Origin of the sequence: Burkholderia sp. AU32262, assembly GCF_020419985.1 — a bacterium.
Taxonomy (GTDB): domain Bacteria; phylum Pseudomonadota; class Gammaproteobacteria; order Burkholderiales; family Burkholderiaceae; genus Burkholderia; species Burkholderia semiarida.
The window spans coordinates 209,589-229,104 of sequence record NZ_JAIZRS010000009.1 but is presented as its reverse complement, the minus strand read 5'-3'; the positions used below and the strand labels follow the sequence as shown (position 1 = coordinate 229,104).

Here is a 19,516-nt window from a genome sequence, read left to right as displayed (position 1 = left end):
GGATTGGAATGCGAGCCATTATGTGATTTAGTTGCCGAATTTCGCTGAAAGTGGTTTTGTGTGGGTCCGGATTCGTGAAAATCTGGACAGTTTTTATTTCCAGTTGTAGAGTCCTCTGACGGATTTCACGCAGCCGGCGCCGCCGGCACGCGTCACGAGGAGCAACCGGATGCTGCAGTTGAGTGACCGCGACGACGCGATGTTGCGCGGGGATTTCGGCGACGGCGTCGCCCGTGCGATGCGAATCGTCGCGCGCACCGCGCAAGTGATGTCCGCGCCTCACCTGATCGACATTACGTCCGCGCATATCGACGGCTGCCTGTACCACGGCCAGACCAGCCTCGACTTCGTCGACTATTTCGTCGAAACGGGCGCGAAGGTCGCGGTGCCGACCACGTTGAACGTCGGCTCGCTCGACTTGATCCATCCCGAGCTGTACCACGGCGATCGCACGATCCAACGCGATGCGCGGCGCCTGATGGACGCGCATTTGTTGCTCGGCTGCGAATCGAGCTTCACGTGCGCGCCGTATCAGCTGAAGCATCGCCCCGCGCTGGGCGAGCAGATCGCGTGGGCCGAATCCAATGCGATCGTGTTCGCGAACTCGGTGCTGGGCGCACGCACGAGCCGCTACGGCGATTTCCTCGACCTGGCTGCCGCGATCACGGGGCGCGCGCCGTATGCGGGGCTGCATGTCGACGCGAACCGCGCCGCGCGGATCGTGTTCAATGCGCCGGACTTCAGCAGCCTGCCGTCGCGCGACATCTATTTCGCCGCGCTCGGGCTGGCGGTCGGCAAGATCGCGGGCGCGGTCGTGCCGGCGATCGTCGGGCTGCCGGCGGACACTACCGAGGACGAACTCAAGGCGCTCGGCGCGGCCGCCGCGTCGAGCGGGGCCGTCGCGCTGTTCCATGCAGTGGGCGTGACGCCCGAGGCGCCGACGCTCGACGCCGCGTTGCACGGGCGCGCCGCGCAACGCACGGTCGATATCGCGATGGCCGATCTCGACGAGATTCGCCGCACGCTGAATCACGGCGCGGCCGGCGACGCGCTCGTCGCGGTCGCGCTCGGCACGCCGCATTTTTCGCTGGCCGAATTCCGCACGCTCGACACGTTGCTCGACGCCTTCGACGGCAAGCCGGCCTGCGATTTCTACGTGAACACGAGCCGCTTCATTTTGTGGGAGCTGGAAGAAGCCGGCCTCGCGGAGAAATTCGCCGCGCGCGGCATCCAGATCGTCGTCGATACCTGCACGTACATCACGCCGGTGATGAAGCAGTTGTCGGGGCTGGTGATGACCAACTCGGGGAAGTGGGCGTCATATGCGCCCGCGAACATCGGCGTGACGGTCGCGTACGGCAGCATGCGCGAATGCGTGCGGTCCGCGTACGAAGGCAAGGTGCGATTCGATGACTGAAGCGACGGGCAAGTTCTTGGCGGGCGACACGCTCGTGCCGGGCAGCGCGTGTGCGCGTCCGTTCGTGCTCGACAAGCCGCTGAGCTTCTGGGGCGGCTACGACTCGGGCGCGGGCAGGATCGTCGATCGTGGGCATCCGCAAGCCGGCGCGAGCCTTGCCGGCAAGGTGATGGTGATGCCGCACGCGAAGGGCTCGAGTTCGAGCAGCAGCGTGCTCGCGGAAGCGGTGCGCAACGGCACGGGGCCGGTCGGGATCGTGCTGAAGGAACGCGACCTGATCATCTCGATCGGCGCGATCGTGGCCGCCGAGTTGTATGCGATCGCGGTGCCGGTGGTGTGCGTGGCCGACGATGTGTATGACGCAATCGTCGCCGCGACGGGCGAGGTGCGAATCGAGGCGGGCGAAGGGGATGGCGGTGCGCGGATTTATCTGGGCGCTGATGCTCGTCCGGGCGGATCCGGTTTGACCTGAACGAGCGGCGCGCATTGACGGCGAGTCAGGCGGTGGCCGCGGCGATGCGAACCGGGGCGAGCAGCGTCGTTCGCCGCGCGGTAGCCGCACCTGTCCCGGTCAGATGAAGCGTACGTGTCGGGTTTCTTCCTGCGTGAGCGACAGCGCTTGAGCTGCCGCGTTCATTTCGCGTTTGCCGCCCGGCTGCGCCAGTCTTCTGATTTCGGGCCACACGATCGCGCCGAACAGGATGCGCAGGATCGCACTCAGCACGCACAAGCCGATTACACTCGCGCTGATCAGCGCAAACACGTCGAACATCGAATCCATGCTGAGCGTCACCGCGGATACGATTCCGCTGACCACGGCCGCGGCGACCACGCAAATGAGCATGACGAAAAGATCGGCCCGGGCGCCGGCGACTTTGGCGGGGCGCAGCAGATAAGCCGAACCGTCGGTCATGTTGCGGATGCCGTAGACGATCTGGCGATCCTGGTCGTCGGCATAGGCGACGTTCAATCGATCGCCATCGGCGATGAACAGGCGGGTCGTCCGGTTGGTCCTGAACACGAGGGGGGACGCGAGCGAATCGAGTTGGAGTGTGATTTCCTCGATACTTTGCGTCGTCGCGCCCAGGTTGTTGCTCCAGATCTTCGTCTCGATCGATTGCTGGCCGATTGCCGTCACGCGGCCGGATACGGTCTGCATGTCGTGGTTCGTCATGGGCCGCTCCGCTCCGCGCTGAAACCGGACGGTTCGCCTAGCCAGCCATCCTGGGCTTCGCGTCGCTGCGGCTGGAAGATCAGGTCGGACAAGCCGCCGATGGCGACCACGTTGCCAACCAGACCGACAGTGGCCACGACGGTGGCCATTGCCGAGGTGAACGCCCAACCTGAATGGAGTGCCGCGGCAGCGATACCCAGACTCAGCACGAGCAGGCACGACGACCAGGCAAGCAGCGACAGGTTCCGTCGCTTTTGCGCGCGCACGTCGTACGGCGCGATGGCAAGGTTGCCGCTCCTGATCCACGCGATTCGGCGACGGCCGCGATGCTCGAATGTGCAGGCGCGCACCGACATGCCGGGCCTCAGTTTCTCGATCTGCTTGAATGCTTCTTCATCGACGTCGCTGGCCGTGACGAAGTAGCAGACGTTCTGCATCGTCAAACGGTATGGCGGGTTCTTCCTGACATCGGCCTTGACTCGGATGAGGTTGGTATCGACGCGGTCGATCGTGGCCTCGATCAGGGTGGTGCGATTGGGCATAGGTCGGAGAGGGCGTGGGGCCGCGCGACGTCGTTTTGATGTGGCGCCCATCATACGCCACAGCTTTCGGCGGGCCGTCCGGCATTGCCGGGCGAAAGGTTGGCCGGCGCGTGGCACTGAAATGCGCGCGCAGCCGCACCCGCACCCTGCCGCGAGCGGTCCGGCGTGATTCGCGCACCGGTGCCCGGGTCACCGCTGACGCGATTACCTCGCAGCCGCTTCCCGAAACGCGCTTGGCGTCTGCCCGGCCCAGCGCCGGAACGCGCGCGTGAAATTCGCCGGGTCGGTGAATTGCAGCCGCTCGGCGATCGTTTTCAGGTCGAGATCCGATGCGGCGAGCAACTGCTTTGCGTCGCGAAACCGCGCTTCGTCGAGCAATTGCCGATAGCTCGATCCCGCTTCCTCCAGCCGGCGCCGCAGCGTGCGCGTCGACACGAGCAGCGCATCGGCGAGCGTGTCCGGCCCCGGATAATCGCCGGCTGCGCGCGCCAGTTCCGCCCGCACGCGCTCGACCAGATCGCCTTCCTCCTGCCGCACCTGTGCATATTCGCGTTCCACCTGCACGAGCGCCTGCCGGTGCGCGACTTCATCGGCGAGCGGCAGCGGCCAGTCGAGCACGTCGTGCGCGACCCACAGCGCATTGGCCGCGCAGCCGAATTCGACCGGCGGCAACGTATCGCGGTAGCGCGCGAAATACGCGGGCTCCGGCCACGCGAATTGCAGCCTGATCGGCGGCGACGGGCGACCGGCCCATTGCGCGATGTTCTGCGCGAGCCCCGTCAGCACGAATTCGAACATCACGTGATGCTGCAGCACGGGATTCGCCTGCACGCCGTGCAGTTCGAGCGTCGCGCCGCGTTCGTCTTCCGCATAGGTCAGCCGGTACTGGCGATTGCGCATCCGGAAGTAGCGCTGCGTGACCGACAATGCTTCGCGGATGTCCCGCGCGGTCAGCGTCGCATAGCCGAGAAAGCCGTGCACGGTCGGCTTCAGCAGCAGCCCGAACGCGAGCCCGATGCCCGGATCGCCGCCGATCTCGATCGCGTTGAGCACGAGCCGCCCCCATTGCGACGGCGCGACGCGCGCATCCGGTTCGGCCAGCACCGCGTCGCGCAGGCCCGTGCCGGCACGCACGGCGGCCAGATCGACGCCGCGTGCGGCCAGCGCCTGCAGCAGCAGGCGCGTATAGGCGACCGGAATCGTCGGCCGGCGCAGCCCGAGGCGGTCCTTGCGAGACGGGGAGGTCATGTCGTTTTGGCCGGAAATGACAAGCATTATGGCTGTTTGCCCCCTCACGTTCAAGGCGCCGCCCGCCTACGATGGCAGGCATCGCTTACTGGCCGAATCATCATGACGACCCCCTTTCCCCACCTGCTCGCTCCGCTCGATCTCGGCTTCACGACGCTGAAGAACCGCGTGCTGATGGGCTCGATGCATACCGGCCTCGAGGACAGCCGCAAGACGCTGCCGCGCCTCGCCGAATATTTCGCCGAGCGCGCGCGCGGCGGCGTCGGCCTGATCGTGACGGGCGGCTTCGCGCCGAACGTGGCCGGCTGGACCAAGCCGTTCGGCGGCACGCTGATGACGTCGGCCGCCGTGCGCCGGCATCGCGAGATCACGGATGCGGTGCATGCGGAGGACGGCAAGATCGCGCTGCAGATCCTGCATACGGGCCGCTACGGTTATCACCCGTTCGCGGTCGCGCCGTCGAAGATCAAGTCGCCGATCTCGCCGTTCGCGCCGCACGAACTGAGCGCGCGCGGCGTCGAGCGGCAGATCCGCGCGTTCGTGCGTTGCGCGAAGCTGGCGCGCGAAGCCGGTTATGACGGCGTCGAGATCATGGGCTCCGAAGGCTACCTGATCAACCAGTTCATCTCGATGCATACGAACAAGCGCAGCGACCAGTGGGGTGGTGCGTACGAGAACCGCATCCGCTTGCCGATCGAGATCGTCGAGCGCACGCGCGAAGCGGTCGGCCGCGACTTCATCCTGATCTATCGGCTGTCGATGCTCGACCTGATTCCGGATGGCAGCGACTGGAACGAAACCGTGCAGCTCGCGAAGGCGGTCGAGCGCGCGGGTGCGACCATCATCAACACGGGGATCGGCTGGCATGAAGCGCGCGTGCCGACGATCGCGACGTCGGTGCCGCGCGGCGCGTTTGCGTGGGTGACGAAGAAGATGAAGGGCGAGGTCGGCATTCCGCTCGTGACGACCAACCGGATCAACCGGCCCGAAGTGGCCGAGCAGATTCTCGCGGACGGCTGCGCGGACATGGTGTCGATGGCGCGCCCGCTGCTCGCGGATCCCGAGTTCGTCGTCAAGGCGGCGCAGGGCCGGGCCGACGAAATCAACACGTGCATCGGCTGCAACCAGGCGTGCCTCGATCATGCGTTCAAGAACCGAATCGCGTCGTGCCTGCTGAATCCGCGTGCGTGCCACGAGACGGAGCTGAAATACACGCCTACGCCGCAGTCGAAGCGCATCGCGGTGGTGGGCGCGGGGCCGGCCGGGCTCGCGTGCTCGACGGTGCTCGCGCAGCGCGGCCATCAGGTCGACCTGTTCGACGCGGCGCCGGAGATCGGAGGCCAGTTCAACATGGCGAAGCGGATCCCGGGCAAGGAGGAGTTTCACGAAGCGTTGCGCTACTTCGGCCGGCAGGTCGAGTTGACCGGCGTGAAGCTGCACCTGAACCGCCGCGTCGACGCGAGCGACCTGATCGCGGGCGGCTACGACGAAATCGTGCTGGCGACCGGCGTCGCGCCGCGCGACCCGAAGATTCCGGGGCAGGACGGGCCGAACGTGCTCAGCTATATCGACGTGCTCGCGGGCAGGCAGCCGGTCGGCCGGCGGGTCGCGGTGGTGGGCGCGGGCGGGATCGGCTTCGATGTCGCCGAATATCTGGTGCAGGACGGCGAGTCGCCGGCCCTCGATCTGGACGCTTGGAAGGCCGAGTGGGGCGTGACCGACCCGGCCGCGACGCGCGGCGGCGTGACGCGTGCGCGGGTGTCGGCGCCCGCGCGGGAGGTGACGTTGCTGCAGCGCAAGGCCGCACCGCTCGGCAAGGGCCTCGGCAAGACGACCGGCTGGATTCACCGTGCGACGCTGAAGATGAAGCAGGTGAAGATGATCGGCGGCGTGAATTACGAACTGATCGATGCACGCGGATTGCACGTGTCGTATGGCGAGCAGCGCACCGATCACGAATTGATCGAAGCCGACACGGTCGTGCTCTGCACGGGGCAGGAGCCGCAGCGCGCATTGCTCGCGCCGCTGCAGGCGGCCGGGCGCTCGGTGCACCTGATCGGCGGCGCGGAACTGGCCGCCGAACTCGATGCGAAGCGTGCGATCGATCAGGGGGCGCGGCTGGCGGCGCGGCTGTAACGGGCGTTGCTGCGCCGTTCGCCCGGCGGCAGTCCCCCGGCGGTGATCCGCGGCGGGCGGGGCTTGTCGCGCGCTGCGCCGATGCGTCGAACCGCGGAAGCCGAACCGCGATGAGCGGCCGCGTCGACCGCGCTGCCACCCGACGTGCGGCAGAACGCAGCCGCGCAAGGCCCGCGCGGCTCAGGCCGCTTCGGCCCGTTCTTCCTCTTCCGCTTCGAGCATCGCCTTGACGATCAGATAGACGGCCGGCAGGTCGTCGTCGTCGCGGCGCCAGTCGACCGGCTCCTCGACGTCCGCGGCGACCAGCCGACTGTCGCGCAGCCGGATGAATGCATCGACGACGGCCGGCTCGTTGCGGCTCAGGAAACCGGCATTCGAGAATGCCAGCTCCTCGACGTTCAGCAACGCCTGCCAGCTCATCGTGCGGACGGCGGCCGGGTGGGTGCGGCGCCGCAGGCCGAGCGCCCGCTGGGCAGGGCCGCTGACGACACGCTGCAGATCGACGACCGCCCGCTGCGCGGCGCGCTCGAAATGGACGGGATTGAAGCCGGGTTGCTCGGGATCGAATGCGGATGACTGGAACATGGTCGCCTCACTAAAGACCGTCTCGGGATGATGGAATTCGGGTCAAATGACGCAGAAACACTGTAAATATATACAGTGATCGACCGACTTTCAAGCCCCCGGTGACAGCAGATGTCAGCCGCGTCATGACCGGCGTGTCAGACTGCCGCCGCGATCGTCTCCCGCAGCCATCGATGCGCCGGATCGCGATGCATGCGCTCGTGCCACAGCATCGACATTTCATAGCCGGGCACCTCGACCGGGGCGTCCACCACGCGCAGCGCGGGCACGTCGCGCACCAGCCGTTCGGGCACCATCGCGACGAGATCGGTACTCGCGACGGCCGACATCACGAACAGAAAGTGCGGCACCGACAGCACGACGCGCCGGGCGGCGCCGACCTTCGCGAGCGCTTCGTCCGTCACGCCGAAGAAGCCGCCGCCGTCGGGCGACACGATCACGTGTTCGAGCGAGCCGAACTGCGCGAGCGTGGGGCGCCGCCTCAGCTTCGGATGGCCGGCACGGCCGATCAGGACGTAACGCTCGACGAACAGCGGCAGGCGCCGCATGCCGGGCGGCGAGCCTTCGGTCGTGTGAAAAGCCAGGTCGATGCCGTTTCGTTCGGCATCCTGCTCGATGCGCGGCGGCACGAGCTCGACGACGGCGAGCCGCGTGGCGGGCGCGGTCGAGCGCAGCGTGTGCAGCGCGGGCAGCACGATCGTCGATTCGCCGTAGTCGGTCGCGGCCACGCGCCACGTGTTCGTCGCGGTTGCAGGGTCGAACGGCGTGGCCGGAACCACGGCCCGCTCGACGGCCTCGAGCGCCTCCCGCAACGGCTCGCGCAGCGCTTCCGCGCGCGCGGTCGGCCGCATCCCGCGGGGCCCCGGCAGCAGCAGCGGATCGCCGAACACGTCGCGCAGTTTTTGCAGCTGGACGCTGACCGACGGTTGCGACATGTTCAGTTTCTCGGCCGCCCGCGTGACGTTGTGCTCGGCGAGCAGCACGTCGAGCGTGACGAGCAGGTTCAGATCGAGCCTTCTGAGATTATTCATCGCTATACCTGGGATATCAGGAATTCATTTCAAATATACCGTTGGAGGCAGCATCCTGCAGTCATTCAATCCACGGAGTGACGAACATGAATGTGCTGATCGTGTATGCCCATCCCGAGCCGCGCTCGCTGAACGGCGCGCTGCGCGACTTCGCCGTCGCGCACCTCGAAGCGGCTGGCCACACGGTGCAAGTGACCGACCTGTACGCGATGAACTGGAAGGCGACGCTCGATGCGCACGACATGACCGGCCGTGCACCCGACGATCGCTTCGATCCGGCGCTCGATTCGAAGCGCGCGTTCGAGACGGGCACACAGCGCGACGACATCGCGCGCGAACAGGGCAAGCTGAAGTGGGCGGACACGGTGATTCTGCAGTTTCCGCTGTGGTGGTTCTCGATGCCGGCGATCATGAAGGGCTGGTTCGAGCGCGTGTACGCGTACGGGTTTGCTTATGGTGTCGGCGAGCATTCCGACACGCATTGGGGCGATCGCTACGGCGAAGGGTCGCTCGCCGGCAAGCGGGCGATGGTGATCGTCACGACGGGCGGGTGGGAACCGCACTACAGCCCGCGCGGTATCAACGGGCCGATCGACGACCTGCTGTTCCCGATCCAGCACGGCATGCTGTATTACCCGGGGTTCGACGTGCTGCCGCCGTTCGTGATCTATCGGACGGGCAAGATGAACGCGGCGCGCTTCGACGAAACGCGCGCGGCGCTCGGCCGGCGTCTCGACGATCTGTGGACCACGCAGCCGATTCCGTTTCGCCGGCAGAACGCGGGCGATTACGAGATTCCGGCACTGACGCTGAAGGACGGGATCGCGCCGGGGAAGGTTGGATTTAGTGCGCATCTGGCGCACGAGGGTTGATCGTGCGCGATCACGATGGGTCGATGCGCCGGACGACGTGCAGGCGGCCCGGCGGCTCGAAGTAGGTGCCGAAGCGTACGAGCCCGGCGTTCTTCAGATGGCAGGTCATCTCGAAGCTGACGAGGATGCCGGGATCGCGGTTGTCGACGATCGCGACGTCGATCGCGCGAATGCGCGGTTCGTATTTCAACAGCGTCGCCTCCATCTGCTGCTTGAGTAGATGCGCGGACGCGGGCAATGCCTTGTAGATGTTCGTCAGGTCGGGCAGCCCGTAGTCGGGTAGATGCTTGAGCGCGCCGGCTCGCGTATTGAGAATACGGCGGACGTTCTGCTGGACGCTCAGGCATTCAAGCGTGCGATCGTCGTAGGCGCCGATCGGTTCGCCGCCGATCTGGCCGACCAGCATGTCGTACAGCGACGGGCCGGCGGTCATTGTCGGCTCCATCGTTCGGTGCCGTCGTCGGCGGCCGTCGGTGCATCGACGAAATCGATCGTCAACGTGCCTTCGGCAGTCGCGGACAACGAGATCTGCCGTGGCGCGATGCCCGATGCCATCCGCGCAAGCAATTCGCGGGACACGACGGGCAGCACGCGCTGGTTCAGGAATGCATCGACGCTGCGTGCGCCCGATTCCCGCGATACGCAGTGCCGCGCGATCGAGTCGATCAGATCGTCCGCACACGTCAGTGTCACGCCGTGTTGCCGGAGCAGGCGCGCTGCGATCGTGTCTAGTTTGATGCGCACGATCGACGCGAGCGCCGCGGCATCGAGCGGCCGATAGACGAGCGTCTGGAACCGCGCGAGCAGTGCCGGCTGGAAATGCGCGACCAGTTGCGCGTGAATGACTTCCCGCAATGCCGCCTGCGTGATCGATGCGTCCTCAGCCGTCGCATCGTCGATTTGCGCACTGCCGAGATTGGACGTCATCACGATCACGCAGTGGCGGAAATCGATCTCGCGCCCTTCGCCGTCGCGCATCGTGCCCCGGTCGAATACCTGATAGAAGATGTCGAGCACATCGCGATGCGCCTTTTCGACCTCGTCCAGCAGCACCACGCTGTACGGCCGCCGACGCACGGCTTCGGTCAGCACGCCGCCGCGCCCGTAGCCGACGTAGCCGGGCGGCGAGCCCTTGAGTTGCGACACGGTATGCGCTTCCTGGTACTCCGACAGGTTGATGGTCGTCAGCGCGGCGTCGCCGCCGAACAACAGGTCGGCCAGCGCTCGCGCGGTTTCGGTCTTGCCGACGCCGGACGGCCCGGCCAGCAGGAACACGCCGAGCGGCGCGTGTTCGCTCTTCAGGCCGGCCTTGGCGGTGCGCAGGCTCTCGGCCAATGCCGCGATCGCATCGTCTTGTGCGACCACGCGCGTCGCCAGCGTCGCTTCGAGGGCGAGCAGGTTGCGCAGTTCGTCCTCGACGAGGTTGCCGACCGGTACGCCGGTCCATTCGGCGACGACGCGCGCGATGGACGGCGCGTCGACGTCGGCGGCAATCATCGGCGACTTGCGTTGAACGGCCGACAACGCATCGAGCGCATCCGACACGGCTGCCGGATCGACCATCTGATTCGTTACGTCGCGAAGGGCATGCACGACGCCGACGAGTTCGCGTTCCCGCGTGTACTGATCCAGCAGCCTGTCGGCCGCGCCGCGGGCGGTATCGTATTCCGTGTCGATCGACGCACGCCGTTCGGCGACAGCGGCGATCCCGGCGTGGCGGTCCGCGTCCAGCGCGGCGCGCTCCAGTTCGAGCGCCGCCAGCGTCGCACGCGCCTGCTGCAGTTCCGCGGGCGGCACGTCGAGTGACATGCGCACGCGTGCGGCGGCCGTGTCGATCAGGTCGACGGCCTTGTCCGGCAACTGTCGCGCGGGAACATAGCGGCGCGACAACCGCACGGCCGCGACGATCGCTTCGTCGCGGATATGCACGCCGTGATGCTTCGCGTAGCGGCTCGCGAGCCCGCGCAGCATCAGGCAGGCGGTGTCGTCGTCCGGTTCGTCGACCTTGATGACCTGGAAGCGCCGTTCGAGCGCGGCGTCGCGCTCGAAATACTGCTTGTACTCGGCCCACGTGGTGGCCGCGATCGTGCGCAATTCCCCGCGCGCGAGTGCCGGCTTGAGCAGGTTGGCCGCATCGGCGCCGCCCGTCGCGTTGCCTGCGCCGATCAACGTATGGGCTTCGTCGATGAACAGCAGGATCGGTGTTTCGGACGCGCGCACTTCGTCGATCACGTTCTTCAGGCGTTGCTCGAATTCGCCCTTGACGCCCGCGCCGGCCTGCAACAAGCCGAGATCGAGTGTCAGGATGCGCGTGTCGCGGATCGTTTCCGGCACGCTGCCTTCCACCACACGCAGCGCGAGCCCTTCGACGAGCGCGGTCTTGCCGACGCCCGGTTCGCCGACCAGGATCGGATTGTTCTTGCGACGGCGCGCGAGTACGTCGATCATCTGCCGGATCTCGCGGTCGCGGCCGAATACCGGGTCGATCTCGCCTCCGCGCGCCTTTTCGGTCAGATCGAGCGCGAAACGGGCGAGCGCATCGCCGTCGATCGCGCGCGCCGGCACGTGCGGCGCATGCGGGGCTCCGTTGCCGGTGGTGGTCGATGCCTCCGTCCCGGCGCCGCGCTGACTGCCGGCCGGGTTGGTCTCCCGCATCGATACCGTTTCGTCGCGCGCGTTTTCACACGAGCGCCGCCCGAGCCGGGGCAGCACACGCCTGATCTGCGTACTCGAAACCGACAGCAGCGGCCATGCCCGCTGGGTGCGCAGCACATGCGGTGCGTCGACGATCGCCTGTAGCAGATGCCCGGAGCGAATGGCGCCGTCGCGGTCGTCGGATACCGCCTGCGTCCATGCGTCCTCGATCACCGTGGCGAGCTGCCGTGACAACGCCGGCACGCCGCGCAGCGTGCGCGGCATGCGGTCGATCACGTCGATCAACGCGTCCCATACCGCATCGATATCGAGATCGTAGTGGCGCAGGAGCGCCGGAATGTCGCCGTCGTCCGCTTCGATCAGTTTCAGCACCCAGTGCTCGACCGCGATTTCGTCCGCGAGCCGGGTTTGGCACAGGCTCGCGGCGGCTTCGAGCGCGCGCGTGCAATGGGGGTTGAGGCGGCGAATGAGATGGGAGGCGTCCCGGAGAGGCGGCGTCATGTCGTTAGCGAGTCAGGAAGGGAGGCGGGCGTGCATTCGTCGATGCCCGTGCGAACCAAGGGGCGCGACTGCGAATCGGCGACCGGCGCAGCGGAATCCGGTGCGCGCACGCACCGGATTCCGCCGGCCGGTCAACACGTCAGGAACGTTCGTTCCACGTGTCCTTGTGGATGATGTTGCCGTCCTTGTACGACCACGTGATCGTCTCGTAGCGCAGTTCCACGTCTTCGAGATGGTTGTGCTTCTCGTAGTCGGGGTTCTTGATGTCGAGCATCTTCGGCTTCACCGCGACGATCTTCACGTTGTCGAGCTTCGTATTGAAGTATTCCTTCTCCTTGCCCGCGTCGTCGATCCGATACCATTTGATCTCGACCGACTTCAGCGTCTGGCCGCTCGTCACGGCCTTGTACAGGTACGGCGTCGACGCGTCCGTTTCCTTCGTCAGCATGATCGGCTTGTGCACGCGCGTGCCGGTGAGCTTGCCCGTATTGCCGTCGGTCGGGATGTGCACCCCGTGGTCGAACGCGACCAGTTCGACGCTGCCCTCGCGATCCTGGACGGTCACCGAGCCCTTGATGTCCGCGCCACCGTCGTCCTTGAGCCACATGTAGGCCGGAATTGCCATTTGTTCACTCCTTCTTTTCGTACTGCGAATCGCCGGAACGGCGTTCCGGCGCTGACAAGCCCGAGGCGTCGCCCCGGGACCCAAAAATGTTGCGTATTACCGCGCGGCGCTCGTCGGGACGGCCGGCGGCGTATCGGGAACGAGCGTGATTTCGACCCGACGATTCCTCGCTCGCCCCTGCGGTGTCGCGTTGTCCGCGACCGGCCGTGTATCGCCGTAGCCCTGGATCGCGAACTGCGTCGGCGGGATGCCCGATGCATCGACGAGCCAGTCACGCACGGCCGACGCACGATCGATCGACAGCTTGAGGTTCCGATCGGGCCGACCCCGATCGTCCGTGTAACCGGCGACGAGCACGCGCTTGCCCGGATGAGCCTTGATGAGGTCGAGCGCATCGACCATCGCGCGCGTGGTGCCGGCCTTGAGCCGCGCGTTGCCGCTGTCGAACAGCGACATGCTGTCCAGCGTGACGACGGCGGGCGGCGGCGGGGGCGGTTCGTAAGAGGCGATCGCGTCGTCGAGAAGCGGCAGTAGCTGCGCACCGCGATAGGTGCCGAACGACAGCCGCAGCGGAACGCCGACGCGGGCGTATCGGTCGAGTTGATCGCGGTCCGCTGCAAGAGACAGCAGCGCGTCGCGCTTCGCGGCGTCCTGCGTGACGGGGATGTGGTTGTAGCGCTCCAGATGCGCGCCGACGCGGGCCATCAGCGCTTCATTGTTCCGGGCGGCTGCGCAAATGGCGACGACCGCCGCGCACGCGACGATCGCAATCGCATGCGCGACTGCGGCGACGCGCGGCGATCGCCACGCGCGGCGCGGCATCGTATCGATCAGCGGTTGCGGAAAGGGCCACGGGAGCGGCGACGCCGGCAATGCGGCCGGCGTGATACCCGTCAGCGCGCGCACTTCGCGTTCCCATGGTTTGCCTGGGCCGGACGCCGGGCCGTGATCGATCCAGCCGGCGCCGAGCAGCGGCCACGGCGACGCGGGCTGACGTCGGTCCGTCAGCGTGTCGAACACGAGACGGCGGGTCCATCCGACGATCGATGCGATTCCGGCGGCGCGGGCCGAGAGGGCCGGATTTGCGTCGGCATGGAGTGCGTCCGACTCGGCCGCCGCGATTGCGGTGTCGAAGCCGTGCAGATTCGCGATGGCCGAGCCGGTCGACATGCCGTACCACTGCGCCGCCGATGCGCCGGCGGCAGCCTTCGTCGCCACGCTCGCATCCGACAGTCGCTGATAGACGGCGACGTAGCCCGGCAGCGACGCGCCCAGCATGCGACACGCATCGGCGACGGCCTGCCGGATCACGCGCAGGTTTTGCGACAACGTATCGTCGCTCGCATGGAGGCCGGGCGCGACCGACAGCACGACGCAATCGGGTGCACGGCCGTCCCGCCACTGACGGACGGCGACGGCGAGCCGGGCGAGATCCTGCGGGCGATCGGCGCGCAGCCAGATTGCGCCGTCGCCCACGTGAACGAAACGTGCGCGCGCCGTATCGCGATCGAACAAGGCCGACAGGCCGTCGCCGGTGACGAGCGCGAGCGGCATTTTCGTGCGCAGTGCGACGGGCAGGTCGGCGGTGGCCGCGCCGAGTTGCGCAAGCACGTGCACGTTCCGTTCGCGGGCACGCGTCAGCCGGCGGGAATGCAGCCAGACGACGAGCGCGGAAAGCACAGCGACGCTCGCCGTCAATCCCCACATGACGCCGCGATCGACGGCCAAAACCCATCCGATGATAGCCAGCGCGAGCGTCGCGGAAAGCGTGACGATCGTGCGCAGCGGATAGCCGAGACCCGACAGCGCCGCCTTTGCGGCATCGGATTCGACGTGGGTCGCCACCCGCGGGAGAGGGGTATCCGACGTCACGGCCGCTTCACTTTCTGGACGAGTTGCGCCAGTTCCGCGTCGAGAATGCGATCCCACGCGAACCATGCGAGTATCGCGATCACGCAGGCCGTTCCGGCGATCGCCCATGGCGACAGATGCCTGAGCCGGTCGATCAGTCGCGTGTTCGAACGATCGGTGACGAACCCCGGCCGCACGGCCGACCGTAATCGATCGATTTGCGCGACCAGCGCGGCCAGCAATGCCAGACGCGTTGCCTCGCCCTCGTGGGCGTCCGCCGATGAGCCCGCGCGAGCGGCGTAGCGGCCGCGAAATCCCAGACCGAAAATGGCCGCATAGCATTCGAGCAGATCGACGTTCGGCGAGGGTTCGCGCATCCGGTACTCGAGCCGCTCGTAAATGCGCGTGCCTGCGTCGTGCGTGCCGAACCGGTCGACCTGCAGCGGCCTGGATTCCCAGTTCGCCTTGTCGGCGGCGGGCAGATGCCGCAGCGCGGTTTCATCGATCAGCGCGCATTGCGCGACGAGCAAATCGTCCCGTATGTCGGCGGCAACCCCCTGTGCATCGAGTGCCGTCGCCAACTGCGCGACGAGCCGGGCGCACTGCTGACGCAGCCCTTCCGGGTTGTCGACCTCGCCGCCGCTCGACAGTTGCGCGACGAGCAGTGCCGTATCGCGCAGCAGCGCACGCATCGAAGGCCCGGCCGCGTGGCCGGACGACGGTTCCCGCGCCAGCAACGCGGAATCGTGACGTGTGGAGACGATGGCGTTCATCAGCGCAGCACCGCGTAGAGTTCGATCGATGCGTCGGGAATCGACGCCGGCAGATAGATCTGGCAAGCGCGCGCGGCCAGCATCCGCGCATGGGCGGCGTCGTGCGCATCCAGCGCGAAGTAATGGTTGTCCAGCCGCACCGGAATGGCGCCCGGCACGCGCTGCACGGCCTTGAGCGGAATCCCCGCCACCGCGGAATTGACGATGTGCTCGACGTCGTCCGGCGCACCGATCTTGCACAGGCGCGGGAACTGTTCGACGAGCTCGAACGCCGGTAGCGCCGCATTGACGGACAGGTACCAGTCCGCCGCGCCCTCGACGATCCGCTCGTCAAGGAACCGGCCGGCCCAGGTGGTCGGCGTTGTGTGCGATAGCCCGATCGACACGACCCGCGACGGGATGATCGCGTCGAGCAGATCGCGGATCAACGCCTCGAGCGTCGCGAACACCTCGTGTGCGCCGGCATGATCGTAAGGCGGGATGTCGGTCAGCGACACGTGTGTCGAGAAAGTGCTCAACGAGCCTGCCAATTGCGCGAGCACTTGGTACAGGCGATCCGTGGGCTGCGCGGGATGCGACGCGAGGAAGCGCAGTTGCGGCCACGCCTGATGAATGCAGTGCAGGAGCCAGAAGAGCTGGACGTCGGCGACGCCGTATTCGGCAACCTGTTCGATCCGTTCGCTGCGGCGCGCGCCGAGGAGCGCGCTCTTGGCGGCGAGGATATCCGCGAGCCGCCGGATGCGTTCGATATGCAGCGGATGACCCGACAGCGACAGACAGGGCGGTACATATTCGCGATCGATCTGAAACTGGCCGCTCGTCATGCGCGTCAGGCGAGCGATTGCGCACGTGGTGTCGTCTGCGTGCGATTCGTGGCCGAACAGCAAGCGGACGGCGTGGCGCTCGGCTGCGATTTCGGCTTCGCCCGCGCCGTTCAGGTCCACCACCTTCACGAACTCCCGATACGCGCGACGCGGACGGGCCAACGCCGTCTCGTCGAAACGGCAGTTGCCGCCGTTCGCATCGGGCAGCGCGAGTGCGGCGAGCACGTCGACGGTCTGGGTATCGGCGGGAATTTCGCGGCCGAGGTCACGCGCGGGCGGCAGTGCGTCGGCGATGGTCGTGTCGATCGGCGTGCCGTCCGGAAAGCGTAGCCGAAGCCGCGTGAGCTTCAGACGGCCGGACGCCAGTGCTTCTTCGTCGACATCGACGTTCAGCGTTCCCCACGGCGACGCGGCGACCGCCGACGCCAGTTGTTGCAGCGCGAACCCGTTCCAGCGGTCCTGCTGCTGGAAATGCTGCTGCGTGAGAATCAGCCCTTCATGCCAGAGCGGCTTTTCGATCCGCATGGTGTAGTCAATATCGATCAGAAGTTATGAGGCGCCGATTCTAACCATCATTTGCCGATTTCGTCACTCCGTCATCGGGTAATTTGTTGACGAATGTGTCATTTATATCGAGATAAGAGTGGGGTTGATTTTGAGATTGTGGTGTGAATTGTTTTTGTGATATACGGGAATTTGTGTGCGCTGATTTATCGAGATTTTTGCGAGTGTCGTTTGCTGAATTTCGTTATAAATATCAATGAGTTGTGGTGAGAATTCAGTTATTTGAGATTGATTTTGGTGTAGTTCATGTCTGCCTCGGGCGAGGGGGTGATATAGGACGAGTATTAATTGGTCCGTTTCTCGTTAGGTCGGATGTGATTTTTGATTTCTGTCTGTTTACTTTTCATGAAATTGCATGATATTTTCTGCCGTCTGAATCGGCACGTCATGCCGCGAATATCCGATTCGGTCGTGCGTCAATACGGGTTGCGATTTTCTACAAAAGTGACGTGAACGACGGTGCACTCGTGGTCCGGGGTGCATATCGCGGAATCTTCAAGCTTTCTGAGATAAGGAGAACGAATTGGATAGCTTTCAGCGAGAGATCCCGAAGAGCCGGGTGTCGATCACTCTCGACTTGCATACGGGCGGCGCGCAGAAGAAGGTCGAGCTGCCCCTGAAGCTGTTGGTGGCGGGCGACTTCAGCGCCGGCCGCGAGCAGGCGCCGCTTGCCGAGCGCAAGAAGGTGAACATCGACAAGAACAATTTCGATGCCGTGCTGGCCGACTACGCGCCGGATCTCAAGATCGCCGCGAACAACACGCTGGCCGGCGACGGTTCCGAGTTGCCCGTCAACCTGTCGTTCCGGTCGATCAAGGATTTCGAACCCGAGCAGGTGGCGCGCCAGATTCCCGAGCTTCAGGCGCTCCTCGCGATGCGCAACCTGCTGCGCGACCTGAAATCGAATTTGCTCGACAACGGGACGTTCCGTCGCGAGTTCGAGAAGGTGCTGAAGGACGACCGCCTGTCCGCGAAGCTGCGCGGCGAGCTCGCGCAGATCGCGACCGCCGCGACGCAGCCTGAAGGGCATGCGTGAGCGACGCCGGGCAAAACGCGCGTTCAGCGCATTCCGCAACTTCGTAGCCATTCGACCGCAGACAGGATCCGAGATGAAACCCACTGAAACGCAGCAGGCCGGCGCGACCGAGACCGTCGTGCTGGACGCCCCGCATGGGGATATCGACAGCGTCTACGCGTCGCTGTGCAGCAAGATCAACCTGAAGCCCATTAGCGAGGCGCGCCCGCTCGAGGCGTTCCGCGACAACGACATGCTGTCCGAGGCGTCGGCCGACGAGCGCATCGCGCGTGGGATGAGCGCGTTCCTCGAACTCGTCGCGAACGCGCGCCAGCCGGTGGACCGGCTCGACAAATCGCTGCTCGACTTCCACATTGGCCAGATCGACCGGCAAATCAGCCGCCAGCTCGACGCCGTGATGCACACGCCGGAATTCCAGGCGCTCGAAGCACGCTGGCGGGGCATGAAGATGCTCGTGAGCCGTACCGATTTCCGCAAGAACGCGCGCATCGAGGTGCTCGACGTATCGAAGGACGCGCTGCAGCGCGACTTCGAGGACACGCCGGAACTGATCCAGAGCGGCCTGTATCGCCTCACCTACATCGAGGAATACGACACGCCGGGCGGCCAGCCGATCAGCGCGATGATCAGCGACTTCGAGTTCGCGAATTCGCCGATGGACGTTGCGCTGCTGCGCAATATTTCGAAGGTCGCGGCTGCCGCGCACATGCCGTTCATCGGCTCGGTCGGGCCGGCGTTCTTCGGCAAGCGGTCGATGGAGGAAGTGGCGGCGATCCAGGACATCGGCAACTACTTCGATCGCGCCGAATACATCAAGTGGAAGAGCTTCCGCGATACCGACGATGCGCGTTACGTCGGCCTGACGATGCCGCGCGTGCTCGGCCGCTTGCCGTACGGCAAGGACACGGCGCCGGTGCGGGCGTTCAACTATGAGGAGGCCGTCAAGGGCCCCGATCACGACAAGTACCTGTGGATGAACGCGTCGTTCGCGTTCGCGGCGAACATGGTGCGCAGCTTCGTGAGCAATGGATGGTGCGTGCAGATCCGCGGGCCGCAGGCGGGCGGCAAGGTCGAGGATCTGCCGGTTCACCTGTACGACCTCGGCACCGGCTACCAGCCGAAGATCCCGACCGAAGTGCTAATCCCGGAGACGCGCGAATTCGAATTCGCGAATCTCGGCTTCATCCCGCTGTCGTTCTACAAGAACCACGACTTCGCGTGCTTCTTCTCCGCGAACTCGGCGCAGAAGCCGGCGCTGTACGAAACCAAGGAAGCGACCGCGAACAGCCGCATCAACGCACGGCTGCCGTACATCTTCCTGTTGTCTCGCATCGCGCACTACCTGAAGTTGATCCAGCGCGAAAACATCGGCACGACCAAGGATCGCCGGCTGCTTGAACTCGAACTGAACAACTGGATCAAGGGGCTCGTCACCGAGATGAAGGATCCGGGCGACGAGTTGCAGGCGTCGCATCCGCTGCGCGAGGCGAAGGTCACGGTCGAGGATATCGAGGACAACCCGGGCTTCTTCCGGATCAAGCTGTTCATCGTCCCGCACTTCCAGGTCGAAGGCATGGACATCGGGCTGTCGCTCGTGTCGCAGATGCCGAAGGCCAAGAACTGATCCGACGTGTGATGGCGAACCGCCGGGGTGACGATGGTTGCCCCGGCGGCACCGCCTG

17 protein-coding genes are annotated in these 19,516 nt (G+C 65.8%); 6 read left to right on the top strand and 11 right to left on the bottom strand.

From position 1 onward, the window contains the following. The first annotated feature begins 169 nt into the window (after window positions 1-169). Together LGN10_RS13880 and LGN10_RS13875 are read left to right on the top strand one after the other, a co-directional pair. Complete coding sequence (locus tag LGN10_RS13880) at window positions 170-1,417, top strand: aconitase X (protein ID WP_226223920.1); 1,248 nt, start codon at window positions 170-172, stop codon at window positions 1,415-1,417. Continuing rightward, window positions 1,410-1,889: an aconitase X swivel domain-containing protein gene (locus LGN10_RS13875; RefSeq protein ID WP_226223914.1), complete on the top strand. Its 480-nt coding sequence runs from the start codon at window positions 1,410-1,412 to the stop codon at window positions 1,887-1,889. The genes LGN10_RS13880 and LGN10_RS13875 overlap by 8 nt, the downstream gene beginning before the upstream one ends. 99 nt (window positions 1,890-1,988) lie before the next feature. Here LGN10_RS13875 and LGN10_RS13870 read toward each other — a convergent pair whose 3' ends face one another. The 3 genes from LGN10_RS13870 to LGN10_RS13860 all read right to left on the bottom strand — a co-directional run bounded on the left by LGN10_RS13870 (window position 1,989) and on the right by LGN10_RS13860 (window position 4,408). Next, window positions 1,989-2,591 (bottom strand): hypothetical protein, encoded by a 603-nt coding sequence (locus LGN10_RS13870; RefSeq protein WP_226223912.1) that lies wholly within the window; start codon window positions 2,589-2,591, stop codon window positions 1,989-1,991. Further along, window positions 2,588-3,133 carry a hypothetical protein gene (locus LGN10_RS13865; RefSeq protein ID WP_226094224.1) on the bottom strand — a complete coding sequence of 182 codons (546 nt, stop codon included), beginning with the start codon at window positions 3,131-3,133 and terminating at the stop codon, window positions 2,588-2,590. Before LGN10_RS13865 ends, LGN10_RS13870 begins: the two co-directional genes overlap by 4 nt. A 204-nt stretch (window positions 3,134-3,337) precedes the next feature. Beyond that, a complete protein-coding gene (locus tag LGN10_RS13860; RefSeq protein WP_226223911.1) occupies window positions 3,338-4,408 on the bottom strand; it encodes an AraC family transcriptional regulator in 1,071 nt (356 codons plus the stop codon). Window positions 4,409-4,483: 75 nt separating this feature from the next. Here LGN10_RS13860 and LGN10_RS13855 point away from each other — a divergent pair, with 75 nt between their 5' ends. Continuing rightward, window positions 4,484-6,517, top strand: coding sequence for an NADPH-dependent 2,4-dienoyl-CoA reductase (locus tag LGN10_RS13855; RefSeq protein ID WP_226223909.1), 2,034 nt, complete (start codon window positions 4,484-4,486; stop codon window positions 6,515-6,517). A 180-nt stretch (window positions 6,518-6,697) separates the two neighbouring features. On the opposite strand, the gene LGN10_RS13850 is transcribed toward LGN10_RS13855, so the two are convergent. Continuing rightward, window positions 6,698-7,102, bottom strand: coding sequence for a DUF2471 family protein (locus LGN10_RS13850; protein ID WP_059575323.1), 405 nt, complete (start codon window positions 7,100-7,102; stop codon window positions 6,698-6,700). Between the two features lie 137 nt (window positions 7,103-7,239). After that, on the bottom strand, window positions 7,240-8,133 hold the full coding sequence (locus tag LGN10_RS13845) for a LysR family transcriptional regulator (protein WP_226223907.1): 894 nt from the start codon (window positions 8,131-8,133) through the stop codon (window positions 7,240-7,242). Between the two features lie 86 nt (window positions 8,134-8,219). Here LGN10_RS13845 and LGN10_RS13840 point away from each other — a divergent pair, with 86 nt between their 5' ends. Continuing rightward, window positions 8,220-9,005 carry an NAD(P)H-dependent oxidoreductase gene (locus tag LGN10_RS13840; RefSeq protein ID WP_226223905.1) on the top strand — a complete coding sequence of 262 codons (786 nt, stop codon included), beginning with the start codon at window positions 8,220-8,222 and terminating at the stop codon, window positions 9,003-9,005. Between the two features lie 10 nt (window positions 9,006-9,015). Here LGN10_RS13840 and tssE read toward each other — a convergent pair whose 3' ends face one another. From tssE to tssK, 6 genes are all read right to left on the bottom strand, one after another. Next, on the bottom strand, window positions 9,016-9,438 hold the full coding sequence (gene tssE, locus LGN10_RS13835) for a type VI secretion system baseplate subunit TssE (protein WP_226223904.1): 423 nt from the start codon (window positions 9,436-9,438) through the stop codon (window positions 9,016-9,018). After that, window positions 9,435-12,161, bottom strand: a complete 2,727-nt coding sequence (gene tssH / locus LGN10_RS13830) for a type VI secretion system ATPase TssH (RefSeq protein WP_226223902.1) — start codon at window positions 12,159-12,161, stop codon at window positions 9,435-9,437. The genes tssE and tssH overlap by 4 nt, the downstream gene beginning before the upstream one ends. 139 nt (window positions 12,162-12,300) lie before the next feature. Then, on the bottom strand, window positions 12,301-12,786 hold the full coding sequence (locus LGN10_RS13825) for an Hcp family type VI secretion system effector (RefSeq protein WP_059575329.1): 486 nt from the start codon (window positions 12,784-12,786) through the stop codon (window positions 12,301-12,303). A gap of 96 nt (window positions 12,787-12,882) precedes the next feature. After that, on the bottom strand, window positions 12,883-14,658 hold the full coding sequence (locus tag LGN10_RS13820) for an OmpA family protein (protein ID WP_413227147.1): 1,776 nt from the start codon (window positions 14,656-14,658) through the stop codon (window positions 12,883-12,885). Continuing rightward, window positions 14,655-15,410 carry a DotU family type IV/VI secretion system protein gene (locus tag LGN10_RS13815; protein WP_226223899.1) on the bottom strand — a complete coding sequence of 252 codons (756 nt, stop codon included), beginning with the start codon at window positions 15,408-15,410 and terminating at the stop codon, window positions 14,655-14,657. Before LGN10_RS13815 ends, LGN10_RS13820 begins: the two co-directional genes overlap by 4 nt. Beyond that, window positions 15,410-16,759, bottom strand: a complete 1,350-nt coding sequence (tssK, locus tag LGN10_RS13810) for a type VI secretion system baseplate subunit TssK (protein ID WP_226223897.1) — start codon at window positions 16,757-16,759, stop codon at window positions 15,410-15,412. Before tssK ends, LGN10_RS13815 begins: the two co-directional genes overlap by 1 nt. Window positions 16,760-17,321: 562 nt before the next feature. On the opposite strand from tssK, the gene tssB reads away from it, so the two are divergent. Next, the gene (gene tssB / locus LGN10_RS13805) at window positions 17,322-17,834 is read left to right on the top strand and encodes a type VI secretion system contractile sheath small subunit (RefSeq protein WP_059575337.1); all 513 of its coding nucleotides are present in this window, start codon (window positions 17,322-17,324) and stop codon (window positions 17,832-17,834) included. 73 nt (window positions 17,835-17,907) lie between these two features. Next, window positions 17,908-19,458 (top strand): type VI secretion system contractile sheath large subunit, encoded by a 1,551-nt coding sequence (tssC, locus tag LGN10_RS13800; protein WP_226223895.1) that lies wholly within the window; start codon window positions 17,908-17,910, stop codon window positions 19,456-19,458. Window positions 19,459-19,516: the final 58 nt, after the last annotated feature.

Coding starts and splice junctions, on each gene's coding strand:
- LGN10_RS13815 (WP_226223899.1), bottom strand. CDS start 15,410: ATGAACGCCATCGTCTCCACACGTCACGATTCCGCGTTGCTGGCGCGG.
- LGN10_RS13825 (WP_059575329.1), bottom strand. CDS start 12,786: ATGGCAATTCCGGCCTACATGTGGCTCAAGGACGACGGTGGCGCGGAC.
- tssH (WP_226223902.1), bottom strand. CDS start 12,161: ATGACGCCGCCTCTCCGGGACGCCTCCCATCTCATTCGCCGCCTCAAC.
- LGN10_RS13845 (WP_226223907.1), bottom strand. CDS start 8,133: ATGAATAATCTCAGAAGGCTCGATCTGAACCTGCTCGTCACGCTCGAC.
- tssE (WP_226223904.1), bottom strand. CDS start 9,438: ATGACCGCCGGCCCGTCGCTGTACGACATGCTGGTCGGCCAGATCGGC.
- tssK (WP_226223897.1), bottom strand. CDS start 16,759: ATGCGGATCGAAAAGCCGCTCTGGCATGAAGGGCTGATTCTCACGCAG.
- LGN10_RS13860 (WP_226223911.1), bottom strand. CDS start 4,408: ATGCTTGTCATTTCCGGCCAAAACGACATGACCTCCCCGTCTCGCAAG.
- tssC (WP_226223895.1), top strand. CDS start 17,908: ATGAAACCCACTGAAACGCAGCAGGCCGGCGCGACCGAGACCGTCGTG.
- LGN10_RS13875 (WP_226223914.1), top strand. CDS start 1,410: ATGACTGAAGCGACGGGCAAGTTCTTGGCGGGCGACACGCTCGTGCCG.
- LGN10_RS13865 (WP_226094224.1), bottom strand. CDS start 3,133: ATGCCCAATCGCACCACCCTGATCGAGGCCACGATCGACCGCGTCGAT.
- LGN10_RS13840 (WP_226223905.1), top strand. CDS start 8,220: ATGAATGTGCTGATCGTGTATGCCCATCCCGAGCCGCGCTCGCTGAAC.
- LGN10_RS13855 (WP_226223909.1), top strand. CDS start 4,484: ATGACGACCCCCTTTCCCCACCTGCTCGCTCCGCTCGATCTCGGCTTC.
- LGN10_RS13870 (WP_226223912.1), bottom strand. CDS start 2,591: ATGACGAACCACGACATGCAGACCGTATCCGGCCGCGTGACGGCAATC.
- LGN10_RS13880 (WP_226223920.1), top strand. CDS start 170: ATGCTGCAGTTGAGTGACCGCGACGACGCGATGTTGCGCGGGGATTTC.
- LGN10_RS13850 (WP_059575323.1), bottom strand. CDS start 7,102: ATGTTCCAGTCATCCGCATTCGATCCCGAGCAACCCGGCTTCAATCCC.